This window comes from Paenibacillus liaoningensis, from assembly GCF_059609455.1.
Map to the genome: position 1 here is coordinate 1 of NZ_JCAALU010000031.1, position 23,843 is coordinate 23,843.

The window sequence follows — 23,843 nt, forward strand, 5'->3', positions numbered from 1 at the left end:
ACGACCGTTAAGCCCTCCAGCGCCGATGGTACTTGGACCGCAGGGTCCTGGGAGAGTAGGACGTCGCCAAGCACGAGAAGCCTGCCGCAGTTTGCGGCAGGTTTTTTGTTTCAATTTTAATTTATAACCACTGAATTAAAGGGTAAATATGCATTTAAAGAAGCTGTTCCTCCACTAATGACTGAGGAACAGCTTCTTTTTCATAATCATAGATATTTGCGTTATAGGATAGCCAGTTAACGATGGTAGTACGAGGCTTCGTATTTTCCAAGGCGGAGAATGCCTTCTTTTTTTTGTTTGCGAAAAGCGACGGACAAAAGGAGGCGAGGAACGATGAGCCACAAATGCCAACAGATGATGCTGATCATAAGCGATTCCGAAATCCAAGGATATAAGATGCCAGTGCCACAAAGCCCTATCCAGAACAACTGGCGGTGTACGCGGCGGAAAAGCTGAAGCTTAATATCGTTTGCTGGCTTAAAGCCGAACCAAGGTGGCGTAATACCCCATACCCAGCGGCGATCAGCTGCCTCTTCTACTCGGATAAAGGTCAGCAGCAATATAATCAGGTGAATGACTTGAATGACAGCAAAGCCGAACAACCAGCTGAAAAGTCCATCTCTACCATACATAAGCAGCTGAAAAGCGACGAATATAACGGCAATAAGGATATGGCTTTGGACAAGCTCAGGCCTAATGATTTTACGTTTAACGAGCTGGTATTGATAAATCGTTGCAGCTTGCTGCTCAGATAATGATTGACGCATCTTTCTAACATCCCTTCCATAACGTTCAAGCCTATCCTATATATATCGGTTAATTAGAGCTTTCCCGCGATAGCACACGGCTAATTTTGTATTCACCATCTGGGCTCTGGCGGCATACGATATATAAATATTTGAAATGGGCTATGAAACAAGTTTAAAAAGCTAGAATATATGCCATAATAGTAGCTATAGAGTTGGGATGAAAGGCGGGATTCAAATGCTTGAAAATCATCAGCTTCATTGTATTATATGCGGCGAACATAAAGCCGAGGGTGAAGGAATTCGCATCGTTACTGAATTTATATGCCAATCATGCGAAATAGAAATGGTGCAGACCGACGTTAAAGATGCTAAATATCCATTCTTTATCCATCAGATGAAGCAAATCTTCGTTGAAAAAAATGCTTGAGCGAACTCTACCTATAGAATTCGCTCTTTTTTTCATGAAATATATGAATGTATAAGTTTTCATTAGCTTATATTCCACCAGCGAAACGGTAGCTTTGCTGCCAGAGGACGGCGACAGCCGTTTACGCTTGTTCAAATCCACTAAAATAGATTTAAGTTTATAGCGAAAGGAACGGCTCTCTTTGATGCAACATATACATGCTCCACTATATGAAATGCTGCTTAAACATACAGCTTCGCAGCCGGTTAGCTTTCACGTACCCGGGCATCGCTACGGCCAGGCATTTGGGCCAGATAAGCCCGAACGGGAAGGTGAAGGGCAGGAGTCCGATTTTATAAAAGCAATGAAAGAGACTTTTACAGCGATTATGAGGCTGGATGTGACAGAACTGTCCGCTACAGATGATTTGCATCATCCAGAGGGGGCCATTGCCGAAGCGCAAGACTTGGCAGCTCGCTGCTTTGGCGCGGAGGAAAGCTTTTTTCTCGTGGGAGGAAGCACTTCTGGCAATCTAGCTATGCTGCTGGCTGTATGTGAGCCTGGCGATTATATTCTCGTACAGCGCAACGTCCATAAGTCGGTCATTAATGGTTTGAAGCTCGCGGGTGCAAGGGCCATATTTATAATGCCGCAAATAGATGAGCCTACCGGAATTGCAACGCAGCCTTCTCTAGCGCAGGTAAAGATGATGATGGACTTATACCCACAGGCGAAAGCTGTATTTCTCAATAATCCGAATTATTATGGGATGAGCATGAACCTACAACCTTATGCTGAAGCGATTCATCAGTGCGGCATGCTGCTGCTTGTGGATGAAGCACACGGTGCCCATTATGGCTTGCATCCCAAGCTACCTGGCTCAGCGATAACGGCTGGAGCAGATGCCGTTGTGCAGTCCACTCATAAAACACTCACTGCGCTTACAATGGGAGCGATGCTTCATGTGCAGGGTGAGCTTCTTAACCGAACCGCCATTAGAGAAGCTTTAGCGACGATTCAAAGCTCGAGTCCGTCTTTTCCAATTATGGCTTCGCTCGATATTTCCCGTGCAATGATAGAGGCGTCGGGCGCTGACTGGTTTGATGATGCATTAGCTGTTGCTGCATATTTGCGTAAAGGAATAGAAGAGTGCTGTGCGGCAATTGAGATATTGAAGCAAAGCGATGATAGGCTAGCCGCAATGCCCGCTTACAATCAATTAGATCCATTGCGAATTGTATTATGGGATCGAACGGGGGCATTAAGCGGTTTTGAAATATTGAAGCTGCTGGAACAGCAGGGCTGCTGGGCAGAAATGGCGGATATGCGCCATGTCGTGCTTTTGCTGGGGATTGGCATTCAGTCTGAGGATGCAGATCGTCTCATTCAAGCTTGTCAGGCAGTGGAGATGATTATCGCATCTAAAGGACGGGTAATAGCTGAACAACCGCTTGCAAGAGCAAGTAACCCGCTGTTCTTACCAGAATCGGTAGAACCAATTGCTTTTTCGCGAGTGAGTAAAGGGACTATGGTAAGAGTGAAGCTGGAAGATGCGATAAATTGCAGGGCAGCAGAGATGATCGTCCCATATCCGCCGGGCATTCCTATTGTATATCCGGGCGAACTGCTTACTGCGGAAATGCTGGGCTATATTAAAGAGCTTGCTAGCAGTGGAGCGAAGTTCCAAGGTGCGGTAGATCCAGCCATGCAATCCATTGCAATCGTGGAATAAATATGATTAAGCGGCAAAAGCTCGTATACAAGGGAAAGTCGCTTTGTTAAAATGGAAGTAAGCATTACGCTGAAAATTCAGTTTCATAGATTAGGAGTTACGAACCGTTGAATAAGGGTATTTTTATTACAATAGAAGGCGGCGAAGGGGCGGGGAAAACTACACTGATCGAGCAGCTTGCGCATACGATGCAGCAGCAGGGCAAAGCAGTGTTGACCACTCGTGAGCCGGGAGGCATCCCTATTGCGGAGAAAATCCGGTCAGTCATTTTGGATCGGAATCATACCGCAATGGATGCTAGGACAGAAGCACTCTTGTATGCGGCTTCAAGACGACAGCATCTTGTAGAGAAGGTCATGCCAGCACTTACAGCAGGCAAGCTTGTCATTTGCGACCGTTTCGTGGATAGCAGCCTAGCCTATCAGGGACATGCGCGTGGACTTGGCATGGAAGAGGTATGGTCGATTAATCAGTTCGCGATTGAAGGGGCGATGCCGCAGCTCACAATCTACATGGATGTGACGCCAGAGGTAGGTCTTGCCCGTATTGGACAATCGGATGATCGTGAGATTAATCGGCTTGATTTGGAGGAAATCGCTTTTCACGAGCGAGTCAGGGAAGGTTATTTTATATTGCTGGAGAAGTTCCCTGAGCGAATAGTCCGAGTTGATGCAAATCAGGAGCTGGATATGGTGCTGAAAGATGTTTTGGCCGCAATAGAGGGCAATCTCTAGCATTATTTGAACTAAAGCAACGTTAGAGCTTACGTTTAAATGATAACGAATAATGGGAGGAATCAGGATGAAATTAGTCATTGCGATTATTCAGGATAAGGATAGCAACCGTTTGTCGAATGCGCTTGTGACAGAAGGATTTCGGGCAACGAAGCTGGCAAGTACGGGCGGTTTTCTGCGCGCAGGCAATACAACTTTTATGATTGGTATTGAAGATGAGCGTGTGCACGAAGTGCTTCAAGTGATCAAAACCAACTGCAAAGTGCGCGATCAATTAGTTACGCCTGTATCGCCAATCGGCGGCTCAACGGATTCTTATATTCCTTTCCCGGTAGAAGTACAAGTGGGTGGCGCTGCCGTATTCGTCGTTCCGGTAGAACGCTTTGAACATTTCTGATTGGACGTGATAACGGATGAAAATTGATCCAGGGTTTCGTCCGCTTGGGGCGAATCGCGCGAGTAACGACCTAGCTTCCAAGCAGCCGCAGATGAAGAGCTTCGGCGATGTTATGGTTCAGCAGGAAGCACAGCGGACACAAGAGCAATTGCAGCAGAAGCTGCAGGACATTCATAGACAGGGTGACCATTTATCCAGAGTAATGACGGTGCGGGAATTAAAGCTTTACCGCCAGATGGTCAAGAAGTTTCTGGAGGATACCGTTAGGCGCGGCATCGGGCTTAAAGAGCTTAGAGGGTTTGACCGCAGAGGCCGTACGAAGCGCTATAAGCTGCTTGACGAGATTGATGCAGAGCTCGTTAATATGGCGGAGGAGCTGCTGGAGACCGAAGAAGGGCGTATTGAATTGCTAGCCCGGATCGGTGAAGTGCGTGGCATGCTGATTAATTTATTGTTTTAGATTGGAAAGGTTACGATCGAGGAAGGAATTTTTGAGCTTATGAGCATGGAGCAGCTAACCGGTCAATGGAAAGCGAAGCGTATTTTACAGCATGCGCTGCAAAGCGGTAAAGTATCGCATGCTTATTTATTTTATGGACCGAAGGGCAGTGGCAGAATGGCGATGGCGGAAGCTTTCGCTAAAGCCTTATTCTGTACGAGCGGTGGCGATGATGCCTGCGGGCACTGCCTGGAGTGCCGCAAGTTTGATAATAACAATCAGCAGGATATGATTCGGATCGCTCCGGAAGGGCAGTCGATCAAGATTGATCAAATTCGCGAGCTGCAGCGGGAGCTTGGGCTGCGGGGCAGCGGGGCGAAACGCAAAGTATACATGATTGAGCGAGTAGAAACGATGACACTTCAAGCGGCGAACAGCCTATTAAAATTTTTGGAGGAGCCGCTATCCCCTGTTGTAGCGATATTGATAACCGATAATGGACAAGCTGTGCTGCCGACCATTCGCTCGCGCACCCAGTGGGTGCCGTTCCTCCCGATGTCTTCCGATGAGATGCTTCAAACGTTAACAAATGAAGGACTGCCCTCTATTCTTGCTCGCGCAGCCGTACAGCTGAGCTCGGGATTGGACGGTGCTAGGGAAATCATCCAGCAGAATCAGTTTGCAGAAATCCGAAACGTAGTGATACAATTAGGGAAGGACAGTCTGACCCGATTCACCGCGGCAATGATTACCGTCCAGCAGCAGTTCATTAAGAAGGATATTGGTGAAGATCCGCAGCTGCTGTTATCTCTTTTTGTATTATGGTTTAAGGACATGATTAAATTTCAGGCCGGAAGGCAAGAAGATATTGTATATATAGATCAGTTGGAATGGATAAGCAAGCATGCATTCAGCCGGCCAGTGGAAGGCTGGGTCACTTGCATGGAGCATACACTCGAAGCAAGCAAGCGTATTAGGTCGAATGTATCTGCTCAACTCGCTTTAGAGCAATTAATGGTAAACTTACAGGAGGGCTAAATCCTTGTATAATGTCGTGGGTGTCCGCTTTAAGAAGGCGGGTAAGATTTATTACTTTGATCCAGCCCTGCATCCCGTTGACAAGGACCAGCATGTCATTGTTGAGACGGCCAGGGGGATCGAGTATGGCAAAGTAGTGGTTGGACAGAAGCAAGTCGGTGAATCGGATGTTGTCCTTCCGTTAAAGCGCGTTATACGAATTGCCAGCGACGTGGATGCGAAGGTTGTAGAAGAGAATCGTTCTGCTGCTCAAGCTGCATTCTCAACCTGTTCAGACAAAATAAAAGACCATCAGCTGAAGATGAAGCTGGTTGACGTCGAATTCACGTTCGACCGCAACAAGATCATTTTTTATTTTACAGCTGAAGGTCGGGTAGATTTTCGCGAGCTTGTGAAAGACTTGGCAAGCGTGTTCCGTACTCGGATTGAGCTTCGGCAAATCGGGGTTCGTGACGAGGCGAAGATGCTTGGCGGCATCGGACCATGTGGACGGATATTATGCTGCTCTTCGTGGCTGGGCGATTTTGAGCCGGTATCGATCAAGATGGCGAAGGACCAGAATTTGTCGCTCAATCCGACTAAGATTTCTGGTTTATGCGGCCGTTTGATGTGCTGCTTGAAATACGAGCATGACAATTATGAAAGCTCAAGAGAAGAGCTTCCAGCGATTGGCAAGATCGTTATCACTTCACTTGGTGAAGGCAAGGTAACGGGAATCAATGTTGGTTCCAAGACCGTGTACGTACACTTGTTTGAAGTTTCGGGGAAACCGAAGGAACTTCCGTTAGACGATGTCATTTTGAAATGACAGTATTAAGAACAATTCATAGCATGTCCAAACGACCAAGCGCAATGCTTACAGCTAAGGTGCAAGACGATGCTTGAAGCTCTGGGGTGGGAACTTGGAGAAAAAAGAGATTTTTGTTCAAATGGATCAGCTTGATACCCAAATGGGCGAGTTTCATCGTCAAGTTGGGGATCTGAAGCTGCGGGTGAAGGAACTGCTTGAAGAGAATAAGCGGTTAAGCATGGAAAACCATCAGCTGCGCAAAATTTTGAAGCGGATACCGCAACAAGCGGAGGAACCTTTGCCAGTTAAGACAGCAGGGGCTTCAAAATCAAATGCGGGCAAGACGATGGGGACAAGCACAAAGGTAGAGCAGCAGACAGAAACAGCCGATTTGTTCACTTCCGCCGAAGATGCAGCTGCATATTCAGTAGGAGAAGGGCATGATAATTTGGCGAGACTTTACCATGAAGGCTTCCATATTTGCAATGTCTATTATGGGCATTTGCGGACAGAAGGCGATTGTCTCTTCTGCTTATCCTTCTTAAATAAATAATGCAATCGGTCAACACTATGCCGTCCTTGCTAAGAGGACGGTATCTTTATGTCAAGGGAGCAGTGGGAAAGTCGTGGACGAGCAGATCAAGCTGGAAATCAATGAACGTTTGGACGATTTAATGATGGATACCGGACTGCGAATTATTCAGAGCAGGGAAGTGTTCAGCTTTTCGACGGATGCGGTGCTGCTTTCCAACTTCGCAAGCATTCCGAAAAAAGGAAAGGTCATTGACCTTTGCACAGGGAATGGCGTAATACCGCTGCTATTGACAGGGCGGACGAAAGCACAAATTGATGCAGTGGAGATTCAGCCAAGACTTGCGGATATGGCAAGGCGGAGTGTAAAGCTGAATGGGCTGGAGCAGCAAATTAATATCGTGGAAGCCGATTTGCGAAATTTTGCAGCGAATAAAGCGATTTATGGAACGTATGATGCGGTAACCGTCAACCCGCCTTATATGTCGGCTGAAGCAGGAGACTCTAATGAAAATGAGCATTATGCGATCGCCAGGCATGAGGTACACGGAACCTTGCAGGATATTGTCGAAGCTTGCTCAAGGCTGGTGCGACCAGCTGGGAAAGTAGCCATGGTGCATCGGCCATCACGCTTTGTAGAAATAATTGAGACGATGCGCAAGTACAAGCTGGAGCCAAAGCGGGTACAGTTCATTCATCCGAATAAAAATGGCGAAGCCAATATGGTGCTTATTGAGGCTATGCGTGATGGCAGACCGGAACTGAGGCTGCTGCCGCCAATTATGGTATATGATACTTAGCCTAGTGGAATGCTAGAAGGAGGGCTCAACAATGTTTGTGCAAAAAAGCTTTAGCGGGCCGCAGCAACACGGTGCCGGGACGTTATATTTAGTCGGAACGCCAATTGGCAACTTAGAGGATATGACCTTTCGCGCGATTCGTACGTTGAAAGAAGTGGATCTTATAGCTGCCGAGGATACGAGACAAACACGTAAGCTTCTTTCCCATTTTGAAATTGCGACACGGCTTGTGAGCTATCACGAACATAATAAACAAGCGAGTGGCAGCGAGCTTATTCGATTGCTGCAAGAGGGGCAATCGATTGCCCTTGTAAGCGATGCAGGGCTGCCTGCTGTATCCGATCCCGGTGCAGATTTGGTTGCCGAAGCGGTGGAGCAGGGTATTTTTGTCGTTCCGATACCTGGTGCGAATGCGGCATTGTCGGCTTTAATTGTATCAGGCTTGCCAACGGAGCGTTTTATGTTCGCCGGATTTCCGCCGCGAGACAAAAAGTCACTTGCGAAATGGCTGCTTCAGCTTCAAGCACAGGAAGGCACCTTGATGCTGTATGAGTCGCCACATCGCTTGCGGAAGACGCTGGATGCCATACTGGAGCATCTCGGAGACCGTCGTATCGCGATGGTGCGGGAACTGACGAAGCGTTTTGAAGAAATGGCGCGTGGTACAGTAACGGAATGTATCACTTGGATTGAGGAAAATCCGCCATTGGGAGAGTATTGCCTTATAATAGAAGGAAGCAGCTCAGATGAGAATACGGGGGAGCTTGCTGCCGCTTGGTGGGCGGAGCTGAGCATGGAAGAGCATGTACAGCATTACGAAGCAGAGCTTGGACGGAAGGACGCGATAAAAAAGGCAGCTACAGATCGTGGTCTATCAAAGCGTGATGTTTATAATGAAGTAAACCGCTAGAAAAACAAAAAATAGAGAAAAAAAAGACCTTCCTGGCCGGGTTCTAGCACAGGAAGGCAATAAGGAGTATTAAAAGGTTAGAATTAACTAGTTGAATAAGGTTATTATAACCTATTTTTTTTATTTTGTCACAGGTGAAGGCATTTCTGATAGGCAAATGTGACAAACAATTTTTCCTTTGAAGTAAGATACGTTCTCAGCGTTACCACAGAAGATACAAGCTGGCTCGTATTTCTTCAACATAATGCGCTCGCCGTCTACATAAATCTCTAGTGCATCTTTCTCTCCGATACCAAGCGTACGGCGAAGCTCGATTGGAATAACAACGCGACCTAATTCATCAACCTTACGGACAATACCTGTGGACTTCATCATAATAATTTGTTTCCCCTCTCATCAAAAAGTGTATTCGTCACTTTTCGACATAGTTTCTCTTTTTATGTCTACTATAATACCAACGTTTCCCATAATAGTCAACTGAAATTATTGAAGAAAATTGCAGCTACTAAGGGAGTTTGACTATATAGTAAGGTCATATTACTCTTACTATAGAATACAACAGCTTCGACATTTTGGAAACTGTTTTGCGACATTCTTCGACATATTTTTTGCTTTTTTATGTCGAACCAGAGAACAAAAGGAGTTGATTTGTTGAATGAACCGACAGCTATCGGAAGAGAAAGTTTTTAAGGACCCCGTTCATAAATATATTTATGTTCAGGATCAGACGATATGGGATCTAATCAATACGAAGGAGTTTCAAAGATTACGGCGTATTCGGCAGCTCGGAACGTCTTATCTTACTTTTCATGGCGCTGAGCATAGCCGATTCTCCCATTCTCTTGGCGTGTATGAAATTACTAGAAAGATTATTTCCCAATTCGAACGCAATGGTTTTCCCGGCTGGCCACAGGAGGAGCGGCTATTGGCGCTTTGCGCTGCACTGCTGCATGACGTTGGTCATGGGCCATTTTCCCATTCGCTGGAACAAGTATTCGATACGCATCACGAGCAGTGGACCTGCAGCATTTTGCTTGAGGACACCGAGGTCAATCGTATACTACGAAATGTAGCAGACGACTTTCCTGAACATGTCACTGCTGTTATTAATAAGACATATCCGAATCCAATTGTTAGCGGCTTGATTTCCAGTCAGCTTGATGCGGACCGAATGGACTATTTATTGAGGGATGCTTATTTCACAGGGGTCAATTATGGCAACTTTGATCTGGAGCGTATTCTGCGTGTGCTCCGTCCTATTAATGGAAGGATTGTTGTTAAAGAAAGCGGCATGCACGCCGTAGAGCATTATTTGATGTCCCGCTATCAAATGTATTGGCAAATTTATTTCCATCCGGTTACGAGAAGCTCGGAAATCATCCTTAGACAAATATTTCGCAGAGCGAAGGAGCTTTATGAGGGTGGGTACACATTTGGTTGGATGCCGGAGCCGCTGAAACGGCTGCTTGACGGGACAATTGGGGTTAAACAATATTTGAAGCTGGATGAGGCGTATTTGCAGACAGCCTTTATAGAATGGAGCGACGAAGGCGATGAACTGCTGGCGGAGCTATGTGATCGTTTTTTGACGCGTCGCCTCTATAAATACATCATGTTGGATAAACCGGATATTGGCCTCTTTAATGAAGTAAGACAACAATTTGCAGCGATCGGGTTGAACCCGGATTACCATATGGAAATTGATTTTCCATTTGATCAACCGTATGATGTGTATCAGCCTGATACGAAAAAAGGCGGAAAAGAAGAAAAGACGCCGATTTTGTTAATGGATAGCTACGAGGCTGTCAGTGAAATTTCCACGAAATCTGACATCATTCGTTCCATTACTGGACTTCATCAGGGCCAGTCCCATTTGTATTATCCGGAAGAGAAGCTGCGCGCTGCCGCTGATCAATTAAGCGATAAAGTACGAATGTTATTTAAAATATAGGAAAGTATATGATTTTGCCATACTTTCTCTATATTTCTCGGACTGAAACGCGCCGCCAAAGGACGGCTTTCGACCGTTTCACCATAGACTATAATATAGAAGGAGCTTGCTCAATTATGATTTCTTTATTCGACACACACACCCATTTGGACTCCCCGCATTTTGACGAAGACCGCGAAGCTGTTATCGAAAGAGCGCGTGCGGCAGGGGTGGATTTAATGGTTAATATTGGATTCAATCGGGAAACGATTCCAACAACACTTGCGCTGGCAGAAAAATATGATTTTATATATGCAGCAGTTGGCTGGCACCCCGTTGACAGCATCGATATGCTGCCGGAGGATCTGGGATGGATTGAAGAGCTTTGCTCTCATCCTAAAGTGGTAGCCATTGGCGAAATCGGACTGGATTACCATTGGGATACGTCCCCAAAAGACGTCCAGCATCGCGTATTTCGCGAGCAAATTCGCTTAGCCAAGAAGTTGAAAAAACCAATTATTATTCATAATCGCGATGCCCATGAGGATATTGTCAAGCTGCTGAAGGAGGAAAATGCTTCTGAGGTTGGCGGCATTATGCATTGCTTTTCCGGCAGTCCAGAAACGGCTCAAAAATGCCTCGATATGAACTTCTATATATCGTTCGGGGGACCGCTTACATTCAAAAATGCAAGGGTGCCAAAAGAGGTGCTTGCGATGGTTCCGAGTGACCGAATTTTGATCGAAACGGATGCCCCATATTTGACCCCTCATCCATTCCGAGGGAAACGAAATGAGACGTCTTATGTGTCGCTCGTTGCGGAAGCGGCAGCAGAAATATTAGGAAAATCGGTGGCCGAAATCGCCAATTTAACGACCGAAAACGGTAAAAAATGTTTCGGAATTGTGTAAAAACGGCTTTAAAAACGAGAATAAGTGACCTTTCCGGCGATAAAACTAATTTTTCATGCTGAAATAGACTCTCTTTTCCGTAAATATCCTAAAATTTCGCTTAAATCGGTTTTTATCTGATCTTTACAATTAGGCTCCGATGAAGGTATGATTCATTTCAGAGCTTTAAATTTTTGTATTGGATTTCCAGTTTGCGCTTAATCTTCGAACTTTGGAGAGCGGGGGAACCATGCACGATGCTGTGAGGAATTTGCGGATCACATTGCACGCGCACCTGAATTTCTTCTAGGGGTGAATTTGGCGGGGATTGCCATGAGCATTCTTCCGACGATAGGGCAGCTCTCTTGCCCGAACCCGACAGCTAACCTCGTAAGCGTTTATAGAGAGTGATCAACCTCGTGCATCCACCATTCCTGAATAGTCTATTTTGACGTTCCCGGGAAGCCACGAAACAGATCCTCTGTCGACGGGCTTTCTTTTTATTTTTGAATATTGGGTAAATCGTCGTCATAGGGTAAATCTAGGAGGTTGCAGAGGAAATATACTGGAGCGTGCTAGAAGCACGCCAATATACTATAGTCGCGTCAATGGTATCATGCGTAATTCGACGGCGGGGCTATGAAGGAGGACCGATGAAGTGGGCATTATTCAAGCAAGTGAGACCCATGGGAAACGATCATCCAGCATGTCTTTCGCATTGCGATGGAAGCGTGAAAACTTGCGTTTGATTCTTTTGAGTACTACGATCTCAATCGCTATGACTTTCATGTTTTTGGTGTTGTTGTACGGATCGGCTGACAAAAGCGTATCCGTAGTAGTGAATGGACAAGAAACCGTTGTTTCAACGAAACAATGGGTCCTGCAACGCCTACTGGATGAACAAGCTATTACAATTGGCCCGCATGACGAGGTATCTGTACCTCTGAATACGGCAGTAAAGGATGGGGACCGCTTTGAAATTAAGCATGCGGTACCGCTACTTGTAAAAGCTGATGGCAAAACATCAACGGTGTACACGACAGAGAAAACCGTGCAGGCAGCGATAAAGAAATTAAATATTCCTGTTGAAGATGATGATAAAGTATTACCTTCGCTTGGCTCGGGCGTCAGCGCGGATATGACCGTAACAGTCATTCGCGTCGATACGAAGCTAGGCAAGTCGTCCAGCACAACACCGTTCACCATTGTGAAGAAGGAAGATCCGAACCTGGAAGTAGGCAAGGAGAAGGTTGTGCAGACGGGCAAAGAAGGCGTCGTAACGATCAAAATTGAGAAGCAGTTTGAAGATGGCGTACTTGTCTCCAAGAAAGTGGTAGACAAGGTAGTCGAAACGGTTGCGGTCAATCAGGTCGTTGCAGTCGGTACGAAAAAGCCGGAGCCTAAAGTTACTGTGCTGTCGACAGCGACAACCAGCAACAATGTAACGGTAGACGGCACAACGCTCACATCCAAAAAAGTGCTCAGCAACGTCACATTGACGGCCTATTCAGCTGGCTTAGCATCAACGGGCAAGAGCGAAGGGCACCCGGACTACGGAATTACGGCCTCTGGCGCTAAAGTATCGGAAGGACGGACAATTGCCGTTGACCCGGATATCATTCCACTCGGTTGGTGGGTGTATATCGAGGGCATTGGTTTCCGCCGTGCTGAAGATACCGGAAGTGCGATCAAGGGCAATAAGATCGATGTTTATTTTGACAGTGAGAAGCAAGCTAATAAATTTGGTAAGAAAAAAGGATTTACCGTTTATGTGATTGGTCCTAACAAGCCATCGCTTAGCTAATTAGTGGTAGTTCTTTATGGATTGTGCTCTAGTTTATCGCAATCATAAGCTAAATATGACAGGATGCGGAAGAGGCCTTGCCTCTTCTTTTTGTTTGCGTCAGATTCGCTTGAATGGCCAATTGGGGTTATAATAAAACAGACGTGAATGAGCGGGTTGTTGTTGCAGCAATCGCCCATTTTTTCTGAAATATAAGATTGATAAGTTTCACATTTATAATCAGCTTATATTTCACCGCGAAACGGCAGCTTTGCCGCCAAAGGACGGCGACAGCCGTTTACGCTTGAACGAATATCCAAGATAAGTTTCCCTTTGTGAAAGGATTGTTCGATGTGATCAAGGAAATGATTGTAGTAGAAGGCAAAGAGGATACGGTAGCGATTAAGCGGGCCGTTGAAGCCGATACGATTGAGACGAATGGATCGGCCATTGGCGAGGATGTGCTGCGGCGCATCGCGCTGGCACAGGAGCGCCGTGGCGTTATTATATTTACAGATCCGGATCATGCAGGAGAGCGTATTCGTAAAATTGTCGCTCAGCGTGTGCCGGGCTGCAAGCATGCTTTTTTACCGCAGGAGCTGGCCTCCTATAAAGGGGATATCGGCATTGAGAATGCGGCGCCTGATGCGATTAGGCAGGCGCTCTCGGAGCTGCGTACAGAAACGGCTGAGAGCGTCGGGGCCATTACATGGGACGATCTGATGGCAGCTGGCTTAATTGTGCATGAAGAAGCGGCAAAGCGGCGGCTGGTTATAGGCAAGCTGCTGGGGATCGGCTATGCGAACGGGAAGCAGTTCTACAAGCGCTGCACGAGCTTCTGCATTACGCGCGAAGAGTTTGAGAAGGCGCTGCAAGCCATGGAACAACAGGAACAGGGGTGACGAAGGCGTATGACGGAGCAACAAAGCTTGAATAAAGGCGCAGTTAAGGCCGCAGAGGTAGCTACGCCTAAACGAACAAAGGAAATTATTGCGAAGTACGGGTTCTCCTTTAAGAAGAGCTTGGGACAAAACTTTCTCATCGACCAAAATATTTTAAACAATATTGTCAGCGCAGCTGAGCTTGACGAGACAAAAGGCGCGCTTGAGATCGGCCCTGGTATCGGAGCATTGACGCAGCGCCTTGCTGCAGTTGCGGGAACGGTAACGGCTGTTGAAATCGACAATCGGCTCATTCCGATTTTGCATGATATTTTCGAAGGCGAAGCGAATGTGGGCATTGTGCACGGCGATGTGCTTAAGCTCGACCTGAAGCAGCTGTTCGAAGAGCGCTTCAGCGGCGTAACGGGCGTTAGCGTCGTGGCGAACCTTCCTTACTATGTGACGACGCCGATTTTGATGAAGCTGCTGGAAGAGCGCCTGCCGCTGGAAAACATCGTCGTCATGATCCAGAAGGAAGTCGCGCAGCGGATGGCAGCAAAGCCAGGCGGCAAGGAATATGGCAGCCTGAGCGTGGCTGTGCAATATTATTGCGAGCCAAAGCTCGTCTGCACCGTTCCGCATACGGTGTTTATTCCACAGCCGAATGTGGATTCAGCTGTCATTAAGCTTGCGCTGCGGGACAAGCCGGCTGTTGATGTGCCCGATGAGGCGCATTTCTTCCGCGTCGTGCAGGCCAGCTTCGCACAGCGCCGCAAGACGCTCTACAACAATTTGACGGCGCTTGTGGGCAAGGAACAGCGGGAGGCCCTTACAACGCTGCTGCAGGGGCTTGCGATCGATCCTGCGCGGCGGGGTGAAACATTGTCGCTGGAGGAATTCGCCAAGATCAGCCGTGCATTTTTGGAAGTGGGCTGGAAAGGCTAAATAAAGATGGGCGCCGCCGGGCAATGGCCTCGGGGCGCCCGTTTGTTTTTTGCGCACACTACACGCCTTATGCCCATAGGATAGACGAAGAGGTGATTTACCTATGGAGCAAGGGGAGCTGGTCGTCCGCAAATCGTATGGCGGTGACGTGCTATTCCGCGTAGAAGCTGTTCGAACACATCATGCCCTGTTGAAAGGCACGGATTACCGATTGCTTGCGGATGCACCGATTCCTGATTTATCGGTTGTTCGCGATCCAAAAAAAGAAAAAGCTACGCAGCTGGTTCGAGTGAAAGTAAACGACTCGCTCAGCCGCATTCGTCAGCAGCATGAGCAAATGGCCGTTCAGGTGAAGGCGGATATTCGGCATGCGATGCCACAAAGCCAGCCTTTCTTCGAGGTGCCCGGCAAAGTGCTGCATTTGGACGGTGACGGCAATTATTTGCGTAAAAGCATGCAGCTGTACCAGACGATGAACGTACCGGCACACGGCGTGCACGCGCATGAATCACAGATGGCTGATTTGCTTTACCGTCTGCTGCCTCAAGTGAAGCCGGACATTGTGGTCATTACGGGACATGACGGTGTGCTAAAAACAAGGCTGGAAGCCGATCTGCACAGCCTAAGCAGCTATAAAAACTCGCAGAGCTTCTATAATGCGGTCCGCGTAGCACGGGAGTATGAGAAGAACCGCGACGGCCTTGTCGTCATTGCGGGAGCGTGCCAGTCGCATTTTGAGGCGCTGCTGCAAGCCGGTTCGAACTTCGCAAGCTCGCCCGGGAGAATTTTGATTCATGCGTTAGACCCGGTATACATTGCGATCAAAGCAAGCTATACGTCCATACGAGATACAATTAACCTGGCTGATGTCATTCATGGCACCATCAGTGGCATTGATGGCGTAGGCGGCATTGAGACGCTGGGAAGGTACCGAATTGGTTTGCCAAAACCTAAAATTAAGGCAGCCGAGTCATCCTTGCAAAGCATTTCCTAACAAACGGCCGAGTGCAGTTGAGACTCGCAACAGTTCTCGGCTTCATTGATTTTATAATTTTTCGATAAATTATTCATGGAATGATAAAAATGGATGAAAACACCGTTGACAATTAAATAAGTTGACTGATATAATATTTTGCTTTGTTTGACAACCCCTCTCCATTTTGTTATAATGGACAAGGAAAGAGGTGGTAGTGGACAATGGCAAAAAATGCCCTACTGGATATAAAACGCAATTTGGAAGCTCATGTGGGCTCCAAGATTCGTCTGCGAGCAAATGGCGGTCGTCGTAAGACCGTTGAGCGCACCGGTGTGTTGGAAGAAACCTACCCTTCTGTTTTCATTGTTAAACTGGATCAGGAATCGCAGTCATTCAAGCGTGTTTCCTACAGTTATGCGGATATACTGACGGAGTCGGTGGAAGTGACCGTATGCAATGATGAAGGTCAAGTCCGAATTACCCAGACATAACATCAGATCTATAGATGCCGACAGGCTATACTAAACGCGGAGACGACAGTTCTTCGCGTTTTTTTTCATTTTCTAAGCTGGAAGCGGTCGGTGGGCGCTCATGCGTATAGGGCTGCTGGGTTGTCGCATACTAAGGGGGCATAACCAATTCAGCAGCAAGGGAGGATCTCACGCATGAGCCGCAGAAGACGCAGTGTAATGTCCGAGGAGCTAAAGTATGAGCTGGCGAAGGATCTAGGTTTTTATGATACGGTGCAAAAGGAAGGCTGGGGCGGCATTCGCGCCAAAGACGCTGGCAACATGGTCAAGAGGGCGATCCAAATGGCTGAGCAAGCCGCAGCGAATGGAATCAATCGGCCATAACCAGGTACACGCAATGCGAGGCTAAAACGGCAATAATCGGCTAAGAGTCGCCGCTCTTTATATAAGCGGCAGCACTCTTAGCTTTTCTTCTGCCCGTTTGCTATAATATTGGATAAGTTAATGATAGGAACGGGAGAGCTTAGGATGAAAATTTATGAAAAAGCTCCGGCTAAAATCAATTTATTGCTCGATGTGCTTCGCAAGCGTGAGGACGGCTTCCACGAGGTCGAGATGATTATGACGATGGTAGACCTTGCAGACCGCCTTGAAATGCAGGAGCTGCCGCGCGACACGATTATTATATCGAGCCAGGCCGGCTACATACCTTTAGATGAGAAAAACCTGGCGTTTCAGGCGGCACGTCTTATTAAAGACCGCTATGATGTGCGTAAAGGTGTATATATTCATTTGGACAAAAAGATTCCGGTAGCCGCTGGCCTTGCCGGCGGCAGCAGCGACGCGGCAGCAGCCCTTAGAGGGCTGAACAGGCTGTGGGGGCTGAACATTCCCGAGGAGGAGCTGTGCACGCTTGGGGCGGAGCTGGGCTCCGACGTCCCGTTCTGCGTAACGGGCGGTACTGCCATCGCTACCGGACGGGGCGAGCGGCTGGAGCCGATCGAAAGCCCGCCGCAATGCTGGGTCGTCCTTGCGAAGCCGCCAATCAATGTTTCCACCGCAGATGTATACGGCAAGTTTCGGGTAGCGGGCATTGGCCAGCATCCGTCTGCCGCTGACATGGTGTCAGCGATTCAGCGCGGCTCCTTCGCCGATGTGTGCGGGGGACTAGGCAATGTGCTGGAATCGGTCACGCTTGATCTGTATCCGGAGGTGCGCCAGCTCAAGGAGAGCATGATTCGTCTTGGAGCTGATGGCGTGTTAATGTCAGGCAGTGGACCTACAGTATTCGGGCTCGTTTCCAAAGAAGGAAAGCTCCCGCGCATATATAATGGGCTGCGTGGCTTTTGCAAGGAAGTTTACGTGGTAAGAATGCTAACATAAAAGTGACGTTTCCCTTGATTAAATCCGTATAAAAATGTTATATTAACATTATAATATTCGGATTTTAGCAGGGGGAGAATTCCTTGAAAAAGTTAAAACGCAGCGCAAGACTGGTAGAGATGACGCAATACCTGCTAAGTCGCCCACATACGTTAATCTCGCTAACAGCTTTTGCGGACCGCTATCAGTCAGCCAAATCATCCATTAGCGAGGATCTGGCGATCATTAAAGAAGTATTTGAGGAAGAGGGCATTGGCGAGCTGAATACCCTTGCGGGCGCCGCAGGCGGCGTAAAATTCGCACCGAAGATGCATGCCTCGGATGCACTCGACATTATGAATAATATTTGCCGTCAGCTGGAGCAGCCAGAACGGGTGCTCCCCGGTGGTTATTTGTATATGACGGACATGCTTGGCCAGCCTGAGCTGCTAGCCGATATTGGCCGCATGTTCGCGACCGCTTTTGCCGCGAGGAAGATTGATGTCATTATGACGGTAGAGACGAAGGGCATACCGCTCGCTTATGCGACAGCTGCCTGCCTGAACCTGCCTGTCGTTATCGTACGCCGGGACAATAAGGTGACGGAAGGCTCTGCGGTCAGCATCAATTACGTCTCTGGCTCGAATAAGCGCATTCAGACGATGTCGCTTGCAAGGCGGGCGCTTAAGGAACAGTCCCGCGTGCTTATTATTGATGACTTCATGAAAGCAGGCGGCACCATTCAAGGGATGATGGATCTGCTCTTTGAATTCAAAGCGACCGTTGCCGGCGTTGGCGTCTTTGTAGAATCGGGCGAGGTGGAGCTCGAAGAACGTTTATTAGAAGATTATGTGTCGTTAGCCAAGCTGACGGCCGTGGATTTGAAGACCAAGCAGACGACGGTCATCCCGGGCAATTATTTTCGCACGGAATAATAACGATAATAACTAAAGAAGGGTTGGAATAAATGATGTCACAGCATTTAGAACCGAAGGTTATTGCAACAGATAAGGCGCCTGCCGCTATCGGACCTTATTCGCAAGCGATTCAGCTTGGAGGACTTCTTTTTACATCGGGACAAATTCCGCTTAATGCAGCCGGCGAGCTTGTGACGGGCGATATCACGGTGCAGGCGAACCAAGTATTTCGCAACCTGGAGGCTGTACTTGCCGAAGCGGGAGCAACCCTGCAAAATGTAGTGAAGGCAACCGTCTTTATGAAGGACATGGACCAGTTTGTAGCGATGAATGAAGTGTACGCTTCTTACTTTGGCGACCACAAACCAGCACGTTCGGCAGTAGAGGTGGCAAGGCTTCCGAAGGATGTGCTTGTCGAAATTGAAGTGATTGCAGCGATTCCTGTCGAATAGAGTCAAATAAAATTCAAATAGAAAATTTTTTTAAAAATATGCATGTTTTTTCCAAAATAGGAGAAGGAATTGGCACAAAAATGTGGAATATTACACCAAGTCCCAGATAGGCAAAGGTGGTGAACACAAGTGCAAATTACTGATGTAAGACTCCGCCGTGTCAATTCGGAAGGTCGCATGAAGGCTATTGCTTCCATCACGATTGACAACGAATTCGTCGTTCACGATATCCGTGTAATCGACGGAAACAATGGAATGTTTGTTGCAATGCCGAGCAAGCGTACCCCCGATGGAGAATTCCGAGATATCGCTCATCCGATTTCTTCGACCACTCGGGAGAAAATTCAAGCTGCCGTACTCGCTGAGTACGAGCGCGCTGCAACGGAAGAAGAAGTGGCCATTGAAGAGGGTGCTTAATAGCAGCTTCGTTAGAGGGCAAAAATCAGTATCTGCATGAGGGGATAAGGGGGCCAAGGGGGCTCCCTTTTCTTTTTGCCCAAGATGGGATATATTCTTGTAGATAGATCGATGCGGCAGACCGTATATATAATAGGACAACAAAGATTTAGAGCCTAGTAGAGAAAAGCCGCTTTCATGCATGAAGGCGCTTGTGCTTACTGGACTTTTAACTTGGGAGGAATAGCAATTGAAAGTAATGGCGATTGTGCTTGCAGCAGGTCAAGGCAAGCGGATGAAATCCAAACGATATAAAGTGCTCCACCACGTATGCGGCAAGCCGATGGTAGGCCATGTGCTGGACACGGTGAAACAGGCAGCTAGCGAGCGGACGGTTGTCATCGTCGGCCATGGCGCGGAAACCGTTAAAGCTTATTTGGGTGAGCAGGCAGAATATGTGCTGCAGGAGCAGCAGCTCGGTACGGGCCATGCGGTACGCCAAGCTGAGGCGCTGATTGGCGCGGAAGACGGCAAGACGATCGTTATTTGCGGCGATACGCCGCTTGTGCGTGCAGAGACGATCCAGGCGATGCTGGCTTTGCAGCAGTCGAGCGGAGCGGCAGCAACGGTACTGACGGCTTCTTTCGCTGATCCGACTGGCTATGGCCGGATTATTCGCGGCGAGAGCGGCGAGGTAGAGAGAATCGTCGAGCAGAAGGACTGCACGCCAGAGGAAGCAGCGACGAAGGAAATCAACACGGGTACGTATGTGTTCGATAACCGCAAGCTGTTCGAGGCGCTTGCCAAGGTAACAAGCAATAATGCGCAAGGCGAATTTTATTTGACCGATGTCATTGGCATTTTCCGCCAAGCAGGCGAGTCCGTTCAAGGCTATTGCACAGAAGATACGGCGGAAGCGATTGGCATCAATGACCGCGTGGCGCTTGCCGAGGCGGAAGGCTTGATGCGCGCGCGCATTAACCGCAAGCATTTAATTGAAGGTGTTACGATTATAGATACAGCCTCGACTTATATAGAAGCAGATGTGCAAATCGGTGCAGATACAGTGATATACCCAGGAACGGTGCTGCGCGGCTCCACAGTCATTGGCGAGGATTGCATCATTGGGCCTAATGCGGATATTCAGGATTCGGTCATCGGAGACGGCGTCAGCGTAAAATATTCGGTAATCGCCGAATCCGAAGTCGGCAATAAAAGCTCGGTTGGGCCATATGCGAATTTGCGTCCCGGCTCCAAGCTGGGCGAAGACTGCAAAATCGGCGATTTTGTCGAGCTGAAAAATGCTACGCTTGGCGACGGCAGCAAGGTATCGCATTTGAGCTATGTAGGCGATGCGGTAGTCGGTAAAGACGTGAATATCGGCTGCGGCGCGATTACGGTTAATTACGACGGCTTCAATAAGTCGGTAACGGAAATCGGCGATGGCGCGTTTGTTGGCAGCAACGTCAATTTGATTGCTCCTGTGAAGATTGGCGACGGCGCTTTTGTCGTTGCTGGCTCGACGATTACAAAGGATGTGCCGGCAGGTGATCTGGCAGTTGCGCGTGCCCGTCAGGAGAATAAGGAAGGCTATGCCGAGAAGATTCGTACTCGTGCAAAAGCGAAGAAGGAAAAAAGCAAAAAGGGCTGATTTTTATAAAATTCCAGCGGCCTCAAAAAAGGCAGCGCCGTTTAAGTTTGTTTATTTTTTGGCTCATTAGGGTAAAGCTATATGGAATATCACTTTTCTAGGAGGTTTCCATGATGTCTAACTCGATGATTGCCGAAACAAGAACTGCTCTTACAAACGGTGAGCTGCGCTCCCTGAGACAGCGGGGCAAAGTGCCTGCCGTCGTATATGGCAAACAGTTGTCCCAATCCACATCTGTTTTGCTTGAAGAGAAAGAATTGCTGGCTTTGCTCCGTTCGCATCCAAAGGCCGTACTGGAACTGAATATTCCATCCCATGGCAAAAAGCCGGTTATGATAACGGATGTACAGCGTGATCCGGTATCGCGCCAAGTGCTCCATGTGGATTTTCATCAAATTAACATGAATGAAGAAGTGAAGACGCAGGTTCGTATCGACTTCCTCGGTGAAGCGAACGGGGTGAAGGAAGGCGGAATCCTGCAGGTGATGCTCCATGAGCTTGAGGTGCAGTGCTTGCCAGGCAGCATTCCGGATTCCATTGAGCTGAACGTGGCGGATTTGGAGATGGGCAGCAACCTGCTCGTCAGCGATATCGTGGTGCCAAGCGGTGTAGAAGTGAAGTCCGATCCCGAGCAGGTCGTTGTGACTGTGCTGGCTCCTCAGAAGGAAATTTCCGAGGAGGAAGCGGAGGAAGCGGCAGCCGAGTCGTTTGCTCACGAGATACGCTCCGAGGATGCGAAAGAGGTTGGCAGCAGCTCGTAGCTTGCAAGCACGTGGTTCTTAGCTAGTAGCTCGAAGGGCAAGCGTGACTGGCAGCTTCTGCTGGATCATTATATAGGTGTCAAAGAAACGTTTCCATACGATAAAAACGGCTCCATGCATTTGCATGGGGCCGCTTTTTGTTTGCCTGATATGTGAGTTTCCTTCAATCGTCAATGGATGGAAGCGCCTCTCGACGCTAACCTTCTAACCTTGCGAAGCCGGCCATGCTTAGGTGCTTTTTTCGAAAAAGGCTCCCGCCTTCAATTGGTCCACGAATTGCTGGAGCCAAGCGTAATATTGCACGGCATGCCGCAGCTTCTGCAAATCCTCCAGGCAGCGCATACGCTCCTCCTCGCTCGTCTTCATATCCAGAATCAGCTCGCTGAGCAGCGGAATAGTCGATTCGGCCGCTTCCGTCATGACATCCACTTCGTGCTGAAGCTTGGAGGTGAAAAAGTTTTGGAACGTTTTGAAAAAATCGGTCTCCGCCTGATACAGGTCCTGCCGCTCCCGCTTCTCCGGCAGCTTCATAATCATTTGCGACGACATTAACGAACGCACCGCATAGCTCATATTGCTTTTGCTCATATTCATATGCGCCTTCATCTCGTCAAGTGTCATCGGTTTATCCTCGAAAAACATAATGCCATATAATTGTCCGAACGAATAATTCGCCCCGTATAAATTCATCGTTTGGGCGATTGCGTCAATCATCGTTTGGCGCAAGGCAAGCCGCTGCGTCTCCTGCTCCTCCGTATGGTCTGGCATAACCATCCTCCATTTCTCCCGTCTGCCTCTTGCCCATATTATAGCGAATTCTTAAAAATCCAGCTTTATATTTGTATCTTTACAAGAAATTAAGCTGGTGATGACGATGCGTTAATAGTTCTGCGACATAATGAGTATACAATAAATTTTGAATTTATAGATTTTTATTTCGGTAAAACGGGTCATTTGGTCATTAATTAAATTTTTATTGAATGGAGAGTTTGAGTGTTGAAACGGACAGGATGGTTGAATGAGATAAAAGCAGTGCTGTTTACGCTGCCGGCGATGATTCCGATTACGGTGTTCTGGCTGGCACCGCTGGCCTATGTCTTTTATCTGAGCTTCGTGGAATGGGACTTTATGAGTCCGGACAAGCTGTTCGTCGGCTTGGACAATTATGTGTATTTGCTGCAAAATCCCGCCTTCTACCAGTCGCTGAAGGTGACGCTTCTATTCTGTCTTGGCAGCGTGCTGCCTATTATGGCAGGCGGGCTGGGGCTGGCGCTGCTGCTCGGTCGCTCGCTTAAGGGCTCCGCTCTGTACCGAACGCTCGTATTCGCGCCCTGGGTAACGCCAACGGTTGCCGTTTCCATTGTATGGTCTTGGATTTTAGAGCCTAAAGTGGGGCTTGGAAATACGATTTTAGGGGCAATTGGTCTTCCGGCCATTGGCTGGCTGCAAGATCCCAAATGGGCTTTGGTCGGGGTGCTGCTAGTGGGCATCTGGAAATCGGTCGGATGGGCGATGATCTTCTACATTGTAGCGCTGCGAAGCGTGCCAACAGATATGCTGGAGGCGGCGGGGCTCGATGGAGCGGGTGCGATTCAAAAATTTCTGCACGTAACGCTGCCGCTTATCTCGCCAACGACGTTCTTCCTGTTCGTTGTACAGACGATTGAAGCGCTGCAAGCTTACGATTCCATTAATGTACTGACGCAAGGCGGTCCATCAGGCTCTACGCGTACGCTGCTGTATTTGTATTACCAATCGGCCTTCGAATCGTTCCAGGTTGGCGAAGCATCATCGATTTCCATCGTTATGATCGCAATCTGTGTTCTGTTGTCCGTGCTGTCCTTCTCGGTCAGCCGCAAAATGGTGCATTACAACTAACCTACAAGTAGCTAAGAGACTGCGA

Annotated in this window: 28 protein-coding genes and 1 riboswitch; of the genes, 25 read left to right on the top strand and 3 right to left on the bottom strand. The window is 48.1% G+C overall.

The window, feature by feature from the left end:
* Positions 1-236: 236 nt before the first annotated feature.
* Entirely contained in the window at positions 237-767 is a 531-nt protein-coding gene (locus AC6B99_RS31940; protein ID WP_056034973.1) for a hypothetical protein, read from the bottom strand.
* A 217-nt stretch (positions 768-984) separates the two neighbouring features.
* On the opposite strand from AC6B99_RS31940, the gene AC6B99_RS31945 reads away from it, so the two are divergent.
* The 10 genes from AC6B99_RS31945 (at position 985) to rsmI (ending at position 8,526) form a co-directional block, all read left to right on the top strand.
* Entirely contained in the window at positions 985-1,176 is a 192-nt protein-coding gene (locus AC6B99_RS31945) for a sigma factor G inhibitor Gin (protein WP_046234503.1), read from the top strand.
* A gap of 184 nt (positions 1,177-1,360) precedes the next feature.
* Complete coding sequence (locus AC6B99_RS31950) at positions 1,361-2,887, top strand: aminotransferase class I/II-fold pyridoxal phosphate-dependent enzyme (RefSeq protein WP_496665077.1); 1,527 nt, start codon at positions 1,361-1,363, stop codon at positions 2,885-2,887.
* 107 nt (positions 2,888-2,994) lie between these two features.
* A complete protein-coding gene (gene tmk, locus AC6B99_RS31955) occupies positions 2,995-3,621 on the top strand; it encodes a dTMP kinase (RefSeq protein ID WP_056034958.1) in 627 nt (208 codons plus the stop codon).
* 67 nt (positions 3,622-3,688) lie between these two features.
* Positions 3,689-4,018 (top strand): cyclic di-AMP receptor DarA, encoded by a 330-nt coding sequence (darA, locus tag AC6B99_RS31960; RefSeq protein ID WP_046234500.1) that lies wholly within the window; start codon positions 3,689-3,691, stop codon positions 4,016-4,018.
* Between the two features lie 16 nt (positions 4,019-4,034).
* Positions 4,035-4,478: a YaaR family protein gene (locus AC6B99_RS31965; RefSeq protein WP_046234499.1), complete on the top strand. Its 444-nt coding sequence runs from the start codon at positions 4,035-4,037 to the stop codon at positions 4,476-4,478.
* A gap of 39 nt (positions 4,479-4,517) precedes the next feature.
* Positions 4,518-5,495, top strand: coding sequence for a DNA polymerase III subunit delta' (gene holB, locus AC6B99_RS31970; RefSeq protein WP_056034957.1), 978 nt, complete (start codon positions 4,518-4,520; stop codon positions 5,493-5,495).
* Between the two features lie 4 nt (positions 5,496-5,499).
* Complete coding sequence (locus tag AC6B99_RS31975; protein ID WP_046234497.1) at positions 5,500-6,303, top strand: PSP1 domain-containing protein; 804 nt, start codon at positions 5,500-5,502, stop codon at positions 6,301-6,303.
* 94 nt (positions 6,304-6,397) lie between these two features.
* The gene (locus tag AC6B99_RS31980; RefSeq protein WP_056035002.1) at positions 6,398-6,838 is read left to right on the top strand and encodes an initiation-control protein YabA; all 441 of its coding nucleotides are present in this window, start codon (positions 6,398-6,400) and stop codon (positions 6,836-6,838) included.
* A 121-nt stretch (positions 6,839-6,959) separates the two neighbouring features.
* Complete coding sequence (locus AC6B99_RS31985) at positions 6,960-7,616, top strand: tRNA1(Val) (adenine(37)-N6)-methyltransferase (protein ID WP_056035000.1); 657 nt, start codon at positions 6,960-6,962, stop codon at positions 7,614-7,616.
* 31 nt (positions 7,617-7,647) lie between these two features.
* A complete protein-coding gene (rsmI, locus tag AC6B99_RS31990) occupies positions 7,648-8,526 on the top strand; it encodes a 16S rRNA (cytidine(1402)-2'-O)-methyltransferase (RefSeq protein ID WP_056034954.1) in 879 nt (292 codons plus the stop codon).
* 120 nt (positions 8,527-8,646) lie between these two features.
* Here rsmI and AC6B99_RS31995 read toward each other — a convergent pair whose 3' ends face one another.
* Positions 8,647-8,901, bottom strand: coding sequence for an AbrB/MazE/SpoVT family DNA-binding domain-containing protein (locus AC6B99_RS31995; RefSeq protein ID WP_012772023.1), 255 nt, complete (start codon positions 8,899-8,901; stop codon positions 8,647-8,649).
* 280 nt (positions 8,902-9,181) lie between these two features.
* Here AC6B99_RS31995 and AC6B99_RS32000 point away from each other — a divergent pair, with 280 nt between their 5' ends.
* From AC6B99_RS32000 to AC6B99_RS32065, 14 genes are all read left to right on the top strand, one after another.
* Positions 9,182-10,477 carry an HD domain-containing protein gene (locus tag AC6B99_RS32000; RefSeq protein ID WP_056034952.1) on the top strand — a complete coding sequence of 432 codons (1,296 nt, stop codon included), beginning with the start codon at positions 9,182-9,184 and terminating at the stop codon, positions 10,475-10,477.
* Between the two features lie 116 nt (positions 10,478-10,593).
* Positions 10,594-11,367, top strand: coding sequence for a TatD family hydrolase (locus AC6B99_RS32005; protein WP_056034949.1), 774 nt, complete (start codon positions 10,594-10,596; stop codon positions 11,365-11,367).
* 184 nt (positions 11,368-11,551) lie between these two features.
* Positions 11,552-11,759, top strand: a riboswitch (cyclic di-AMP (ydaO/yuaA leader).
* 245 nt (positions 11,760-12,004) lie between these two features.
* Positions 12,005-13,150, top strand: coding sequence for a resuscitation-promoting factor (locus AC6B99_RS32010; protein WP_056034946.1), 1,146 nt, complete (start codon positions 12,005-12,007; stop codon positions 13,148-13,150).
* 332 nt (positions 13,151-13,482) lie between these two features.
* Entirely contained in the window at positions 13,483-14,031 is a 549-nt protein-coding gene (gene rnmV, locus AC6B99_RS32015; RefSeq protein ID WP_496665065.1) for a ribonuclease M5, read from the top strand.
* A 9-nt stretch (positions 14,032-14,040) separates the two neighbouring features.
* Entirely contained in the window at positions 14,041-14,955 is a 915-nt protein-coding gene (gene rsmA / locus AC6B99_RS32020) for a 16S rRNA (adenine(1518)-N(6)/adenine(1519)-N(6))-dimethyltransferase RsmA (protein ID WP_056034941.1), read from the top strand.
* 103 nt (positions 14,956-15,058) lie between these two features.
* Complete coding sequence (gene yabG, locus AC6B99_RS32025) at positions 15,059-15,949, top strand: sporulation peptidase YabG (protein ID WP_056034938.1); 891 nt, start codon at positions 15,059-15,061, stop codon at positions 15,947-15,949.
* A gap of 203 nt (positions 15,950-16,152) precedes the next feature.
* Positions 16,153-16,422 (top strand): biofilm formation stimulator Veg, encoded by a 270-nt coding sequence (gene veg / locus AC6B99_RS32030; RefSeq protein WP_056034935.1) that lies wholly within the window; start codon positions 16,153-16,155, stop codon positions 16,420-16,422.
* Positions 16,423-16,596: 174 nt separating this feature from the next.
* Positions 16,597-16,785, top strand: a complete 189-nt coding sequence (locus AC6B99_RS32035; RefSeq protein WP_056034932.1) for a small, acid-soluble spore protein, alpha/beta type — start codon at positions 16,597-16,599, stop codon at positions 16,783-16,785.
* Positions 16,786-16,929: 144 nt separating this feature from the next.
* Positions 16,930-17,784 (top strand): 4-(cytidine 5'-diphospho)-2-C-methyl-D-erythritol kinase, encoded by an 855-nt coding sequence (gene ispE, locus AC6B99_RS32040; protein WP_056034929.1) that lies wholly within the window; start codon positions 16,930-16,932, stop codon positions 17,782-17,784.
* Positions 17,785-17,867: 83 nt separating this feature from the next.
* Positions 17,868-18,698: a pur operon repressor gene (purR, locus tag AC6B99_RS32045; protein WP_046234486.1), complete on the top strand. Its 831-nt coding sequence runs from the start codon at positions 17,868-17,870 to the stop codon at positions 18,696-18,698.
* Positions 18,699-18,733: 35 nt separating this feature from the next.
* Positions 18,734-19,132: a RidA family protein gene (locus tag AC6B99_RS32050; protein WP_056034997.1), complete on the top strand. Its 399-nt coding sequence runs from the start codon at positions 18,734-18,736 to the stop codon at positions 19,130-19,132.
* Positions 19,133-19,261: 129 nt separating this feature from the next.
* A complete protein-coding gene (gene spoVG / locus AC6B99_RS32055) occupies positions 19,262-19,549 on the top strand; it encodes a septation regulator SpoVG (RefSeq protein WP_020620824.1) in 288 nt (95 codons plus the stop codon).
* Between the two features lie 229 nt (positions 19,550-19,778).
* On the top strand, positions 19,779-21,179 hold the full coding sequence (gene glmU, locus AC6B99_RS32060; protein ID WP_056034926.1) for a bifunctional UDP-N-acetylglucosamine diphosphorylase/glucosamine-1-phosphate N-acetyltransferase GlmU: 1,401 nt from the start codon (positions 19,779-19,781) through the stop codon (positions 21,177-21,179).
* A 110-nt stretch (positions 21,180-21,289) separates the two neighbouring features.
* The gene (locus tag AC6B99_RS32065; RefSeq protein ID WP_327204917.1) at positions 21,290-21,940 is read left to right on the top strand and encodes a 50S ribosomal protein L25; all 651 of its coding nucleotides are present in this window, start codon (positions 21,290-21,292) and stop codon (positions 21,938-21,940) included.
* A 228-nt stretch (positions 21,941-22,168) separates the two neighbouring features.
* On the opposite strand, the gene AC6B99_RS32070 is transcribed toward AC6B99_RS32065, so the two are convergent.
* A complete protein-coding gene (locus tag AC6B99_RS32070) occupies positions 22,169-22,708 on the bottom strand; it encodes a GbsR/MarR family transcriptional regulator (RefSeq protein ID WP_056034994.1) in 540 nt (179 codons plus the stop codon).
* Positions 22,709-22,993: 285 nt separating this feature from the next.
* On the opposite strand from AC6B99_RS32070, the gene AC6B99_RS32075 reads away from it, so the two are divergent.
* Complete coding sequence (locus AC6B99_RS32075) at positions 22,994-23,818, top strand: ABC transporter permease subunit (RefSeq protein ID WP_494865546.1); 825 nt, start codon at positions 22,994-22,996, stop codon at positions 23,816-23,818.
* Positions 23,819-23,843 lie beyond the last annotated feature (25 nt).

Bases quoted from the DNA above. Each gene is read 5' to 3' on its own strand.
- AC6B99_RS31940 (WP_056034973.1), bottom strand. From the start codon at position 767: ATGCGTCAATCATTATCTGAGCAGCAAGCTGCAACGATTTATCAATAC.
- AC6B99_RS31945 (WP_046234503.1), top strand. From the start codon at position 985: ATGCTTGAAAATCATCAGCTTCATTGTATTATATGCGGCGAACATAAA.
- AC6B99_RS31950 (WP_496665077.1), top strand. From the start codon at position 1,361: ATGCAACATATACATGCTCCACTATATGAAATGCTGCTTAAACATACA.
- darA (WP_046234500.1), top strand. From the start codon at position 3,689: ATGAAATTAGTCATTGCGATTATTCAGGATAAGGATAGCAACCGTTTG.
- AC6B99_RS31965 (WP_046234499.1), top strand. From the start codon at position 4,035: ATGAAAATTGATCCAGGGTTTCGTCCGCTTGGGGCGAATCGCGCGAGT.
- holB (WP_056034957.1), top strand. From the start codon at position 4,518: ATGAGCATGGAGCAGCTAACCGGTCAATGGAAAGCGAAGCGTATTTTA.
- AC6B99_RS31985 (WP_056035000.1), top strand. From the start codon at position 6,960: ATGATGGATACCGGACTGCGAATTATTCAGAGCAGGGAAGTGTTCAGC.
- rsmI (WP_056034954.1), top strand. From the start codon at position 7,648: ATGTTTGTGCAAAAAAGCTTTAGCGGGCCGCAGCAACACGGTGCCGGG.
- AC6B99_RS31995 (WP_012772023.1), bottom strand. From the start codon at position 8,901: ATGATGAAGTCCACAGGTATTGTCCGTAAGGTTGATGAATTAGGTCGC.
- AC6B99_RS32000 (WP_056034952.1), top strand. From the start codon at position 9,182: ATGAACCGACAGCTATCGGAAGAGAAAGTTTTTAAGGACCCCGTTCAT.
- AC6B99_RS32005 (WP_056034949.1), top strand. From the start codon at position 10,594: ATGATTTCTTTATTCGACACACACACCCATTTGGACTCCCCGCATTTT.
- rsmA (WP_056034941.1), top strand. From the start codon at position 14,041: ATGACGGAGCAACAAAGCTTGAATAAAGGCGCAGTTAAGGCCGCAGAG.
- yabG (WP_056034938.1), top strand. From the start codon at position 15,059: ATGGAGCAAGGGGAGCTGGTCGTCCGCAAATCGTATGGCGGTGACGTG.
- veg (WP_056034935.1), top strand. From the start codon at position 16,153: ATGGCAAAAAATGCCCTACTGGATATAAAACGCAATTTGGAAGCTCAT.
- AC6B99_RS32035 (WP_056034932.1), top strand. From the start codon at position 16,597: ATGAGCCGCAGAAGACGCAGTGTAATGTCCGAGGAGCTAAAGTATGAG.
- ispE (WP_056034929.1), top strand. From the start codon at position 16,930: ATGAAAATTTATGAAAAAGCTCCGGCTAAAATCAATTTATTGCTCGAT.
- AC6B99_RS32050 (WP_056034997.1), top strand. From the start codon at position 18,734: ATGTCACAGCATTTAGAACCGAAGGTTATTGCAACAGATAAGGCGCCT.
- AC6B99_RS32065 (WP_327204917.1), top strand. From the start codon at position 21,290: ATGATGTCTAACTCGATGATTGCCGAAACAAGAACTGCTCTTACAAAC.
- AC6B99_RS32070 (WP_056034994.1), bottom strand. From the start codon at position 22,708: ATGCCAGACCATACGGAGGAGCAGGAGACGCAGCGGCTTGCCTTGCGC.
- AC6B99_RS32075 (WP_494865546.1), top strand. From the start codon at position 22,994: ATGATTCCGATTACGGTGTTCTGGCTGGCACCGCTGGCCTATGTCTTT.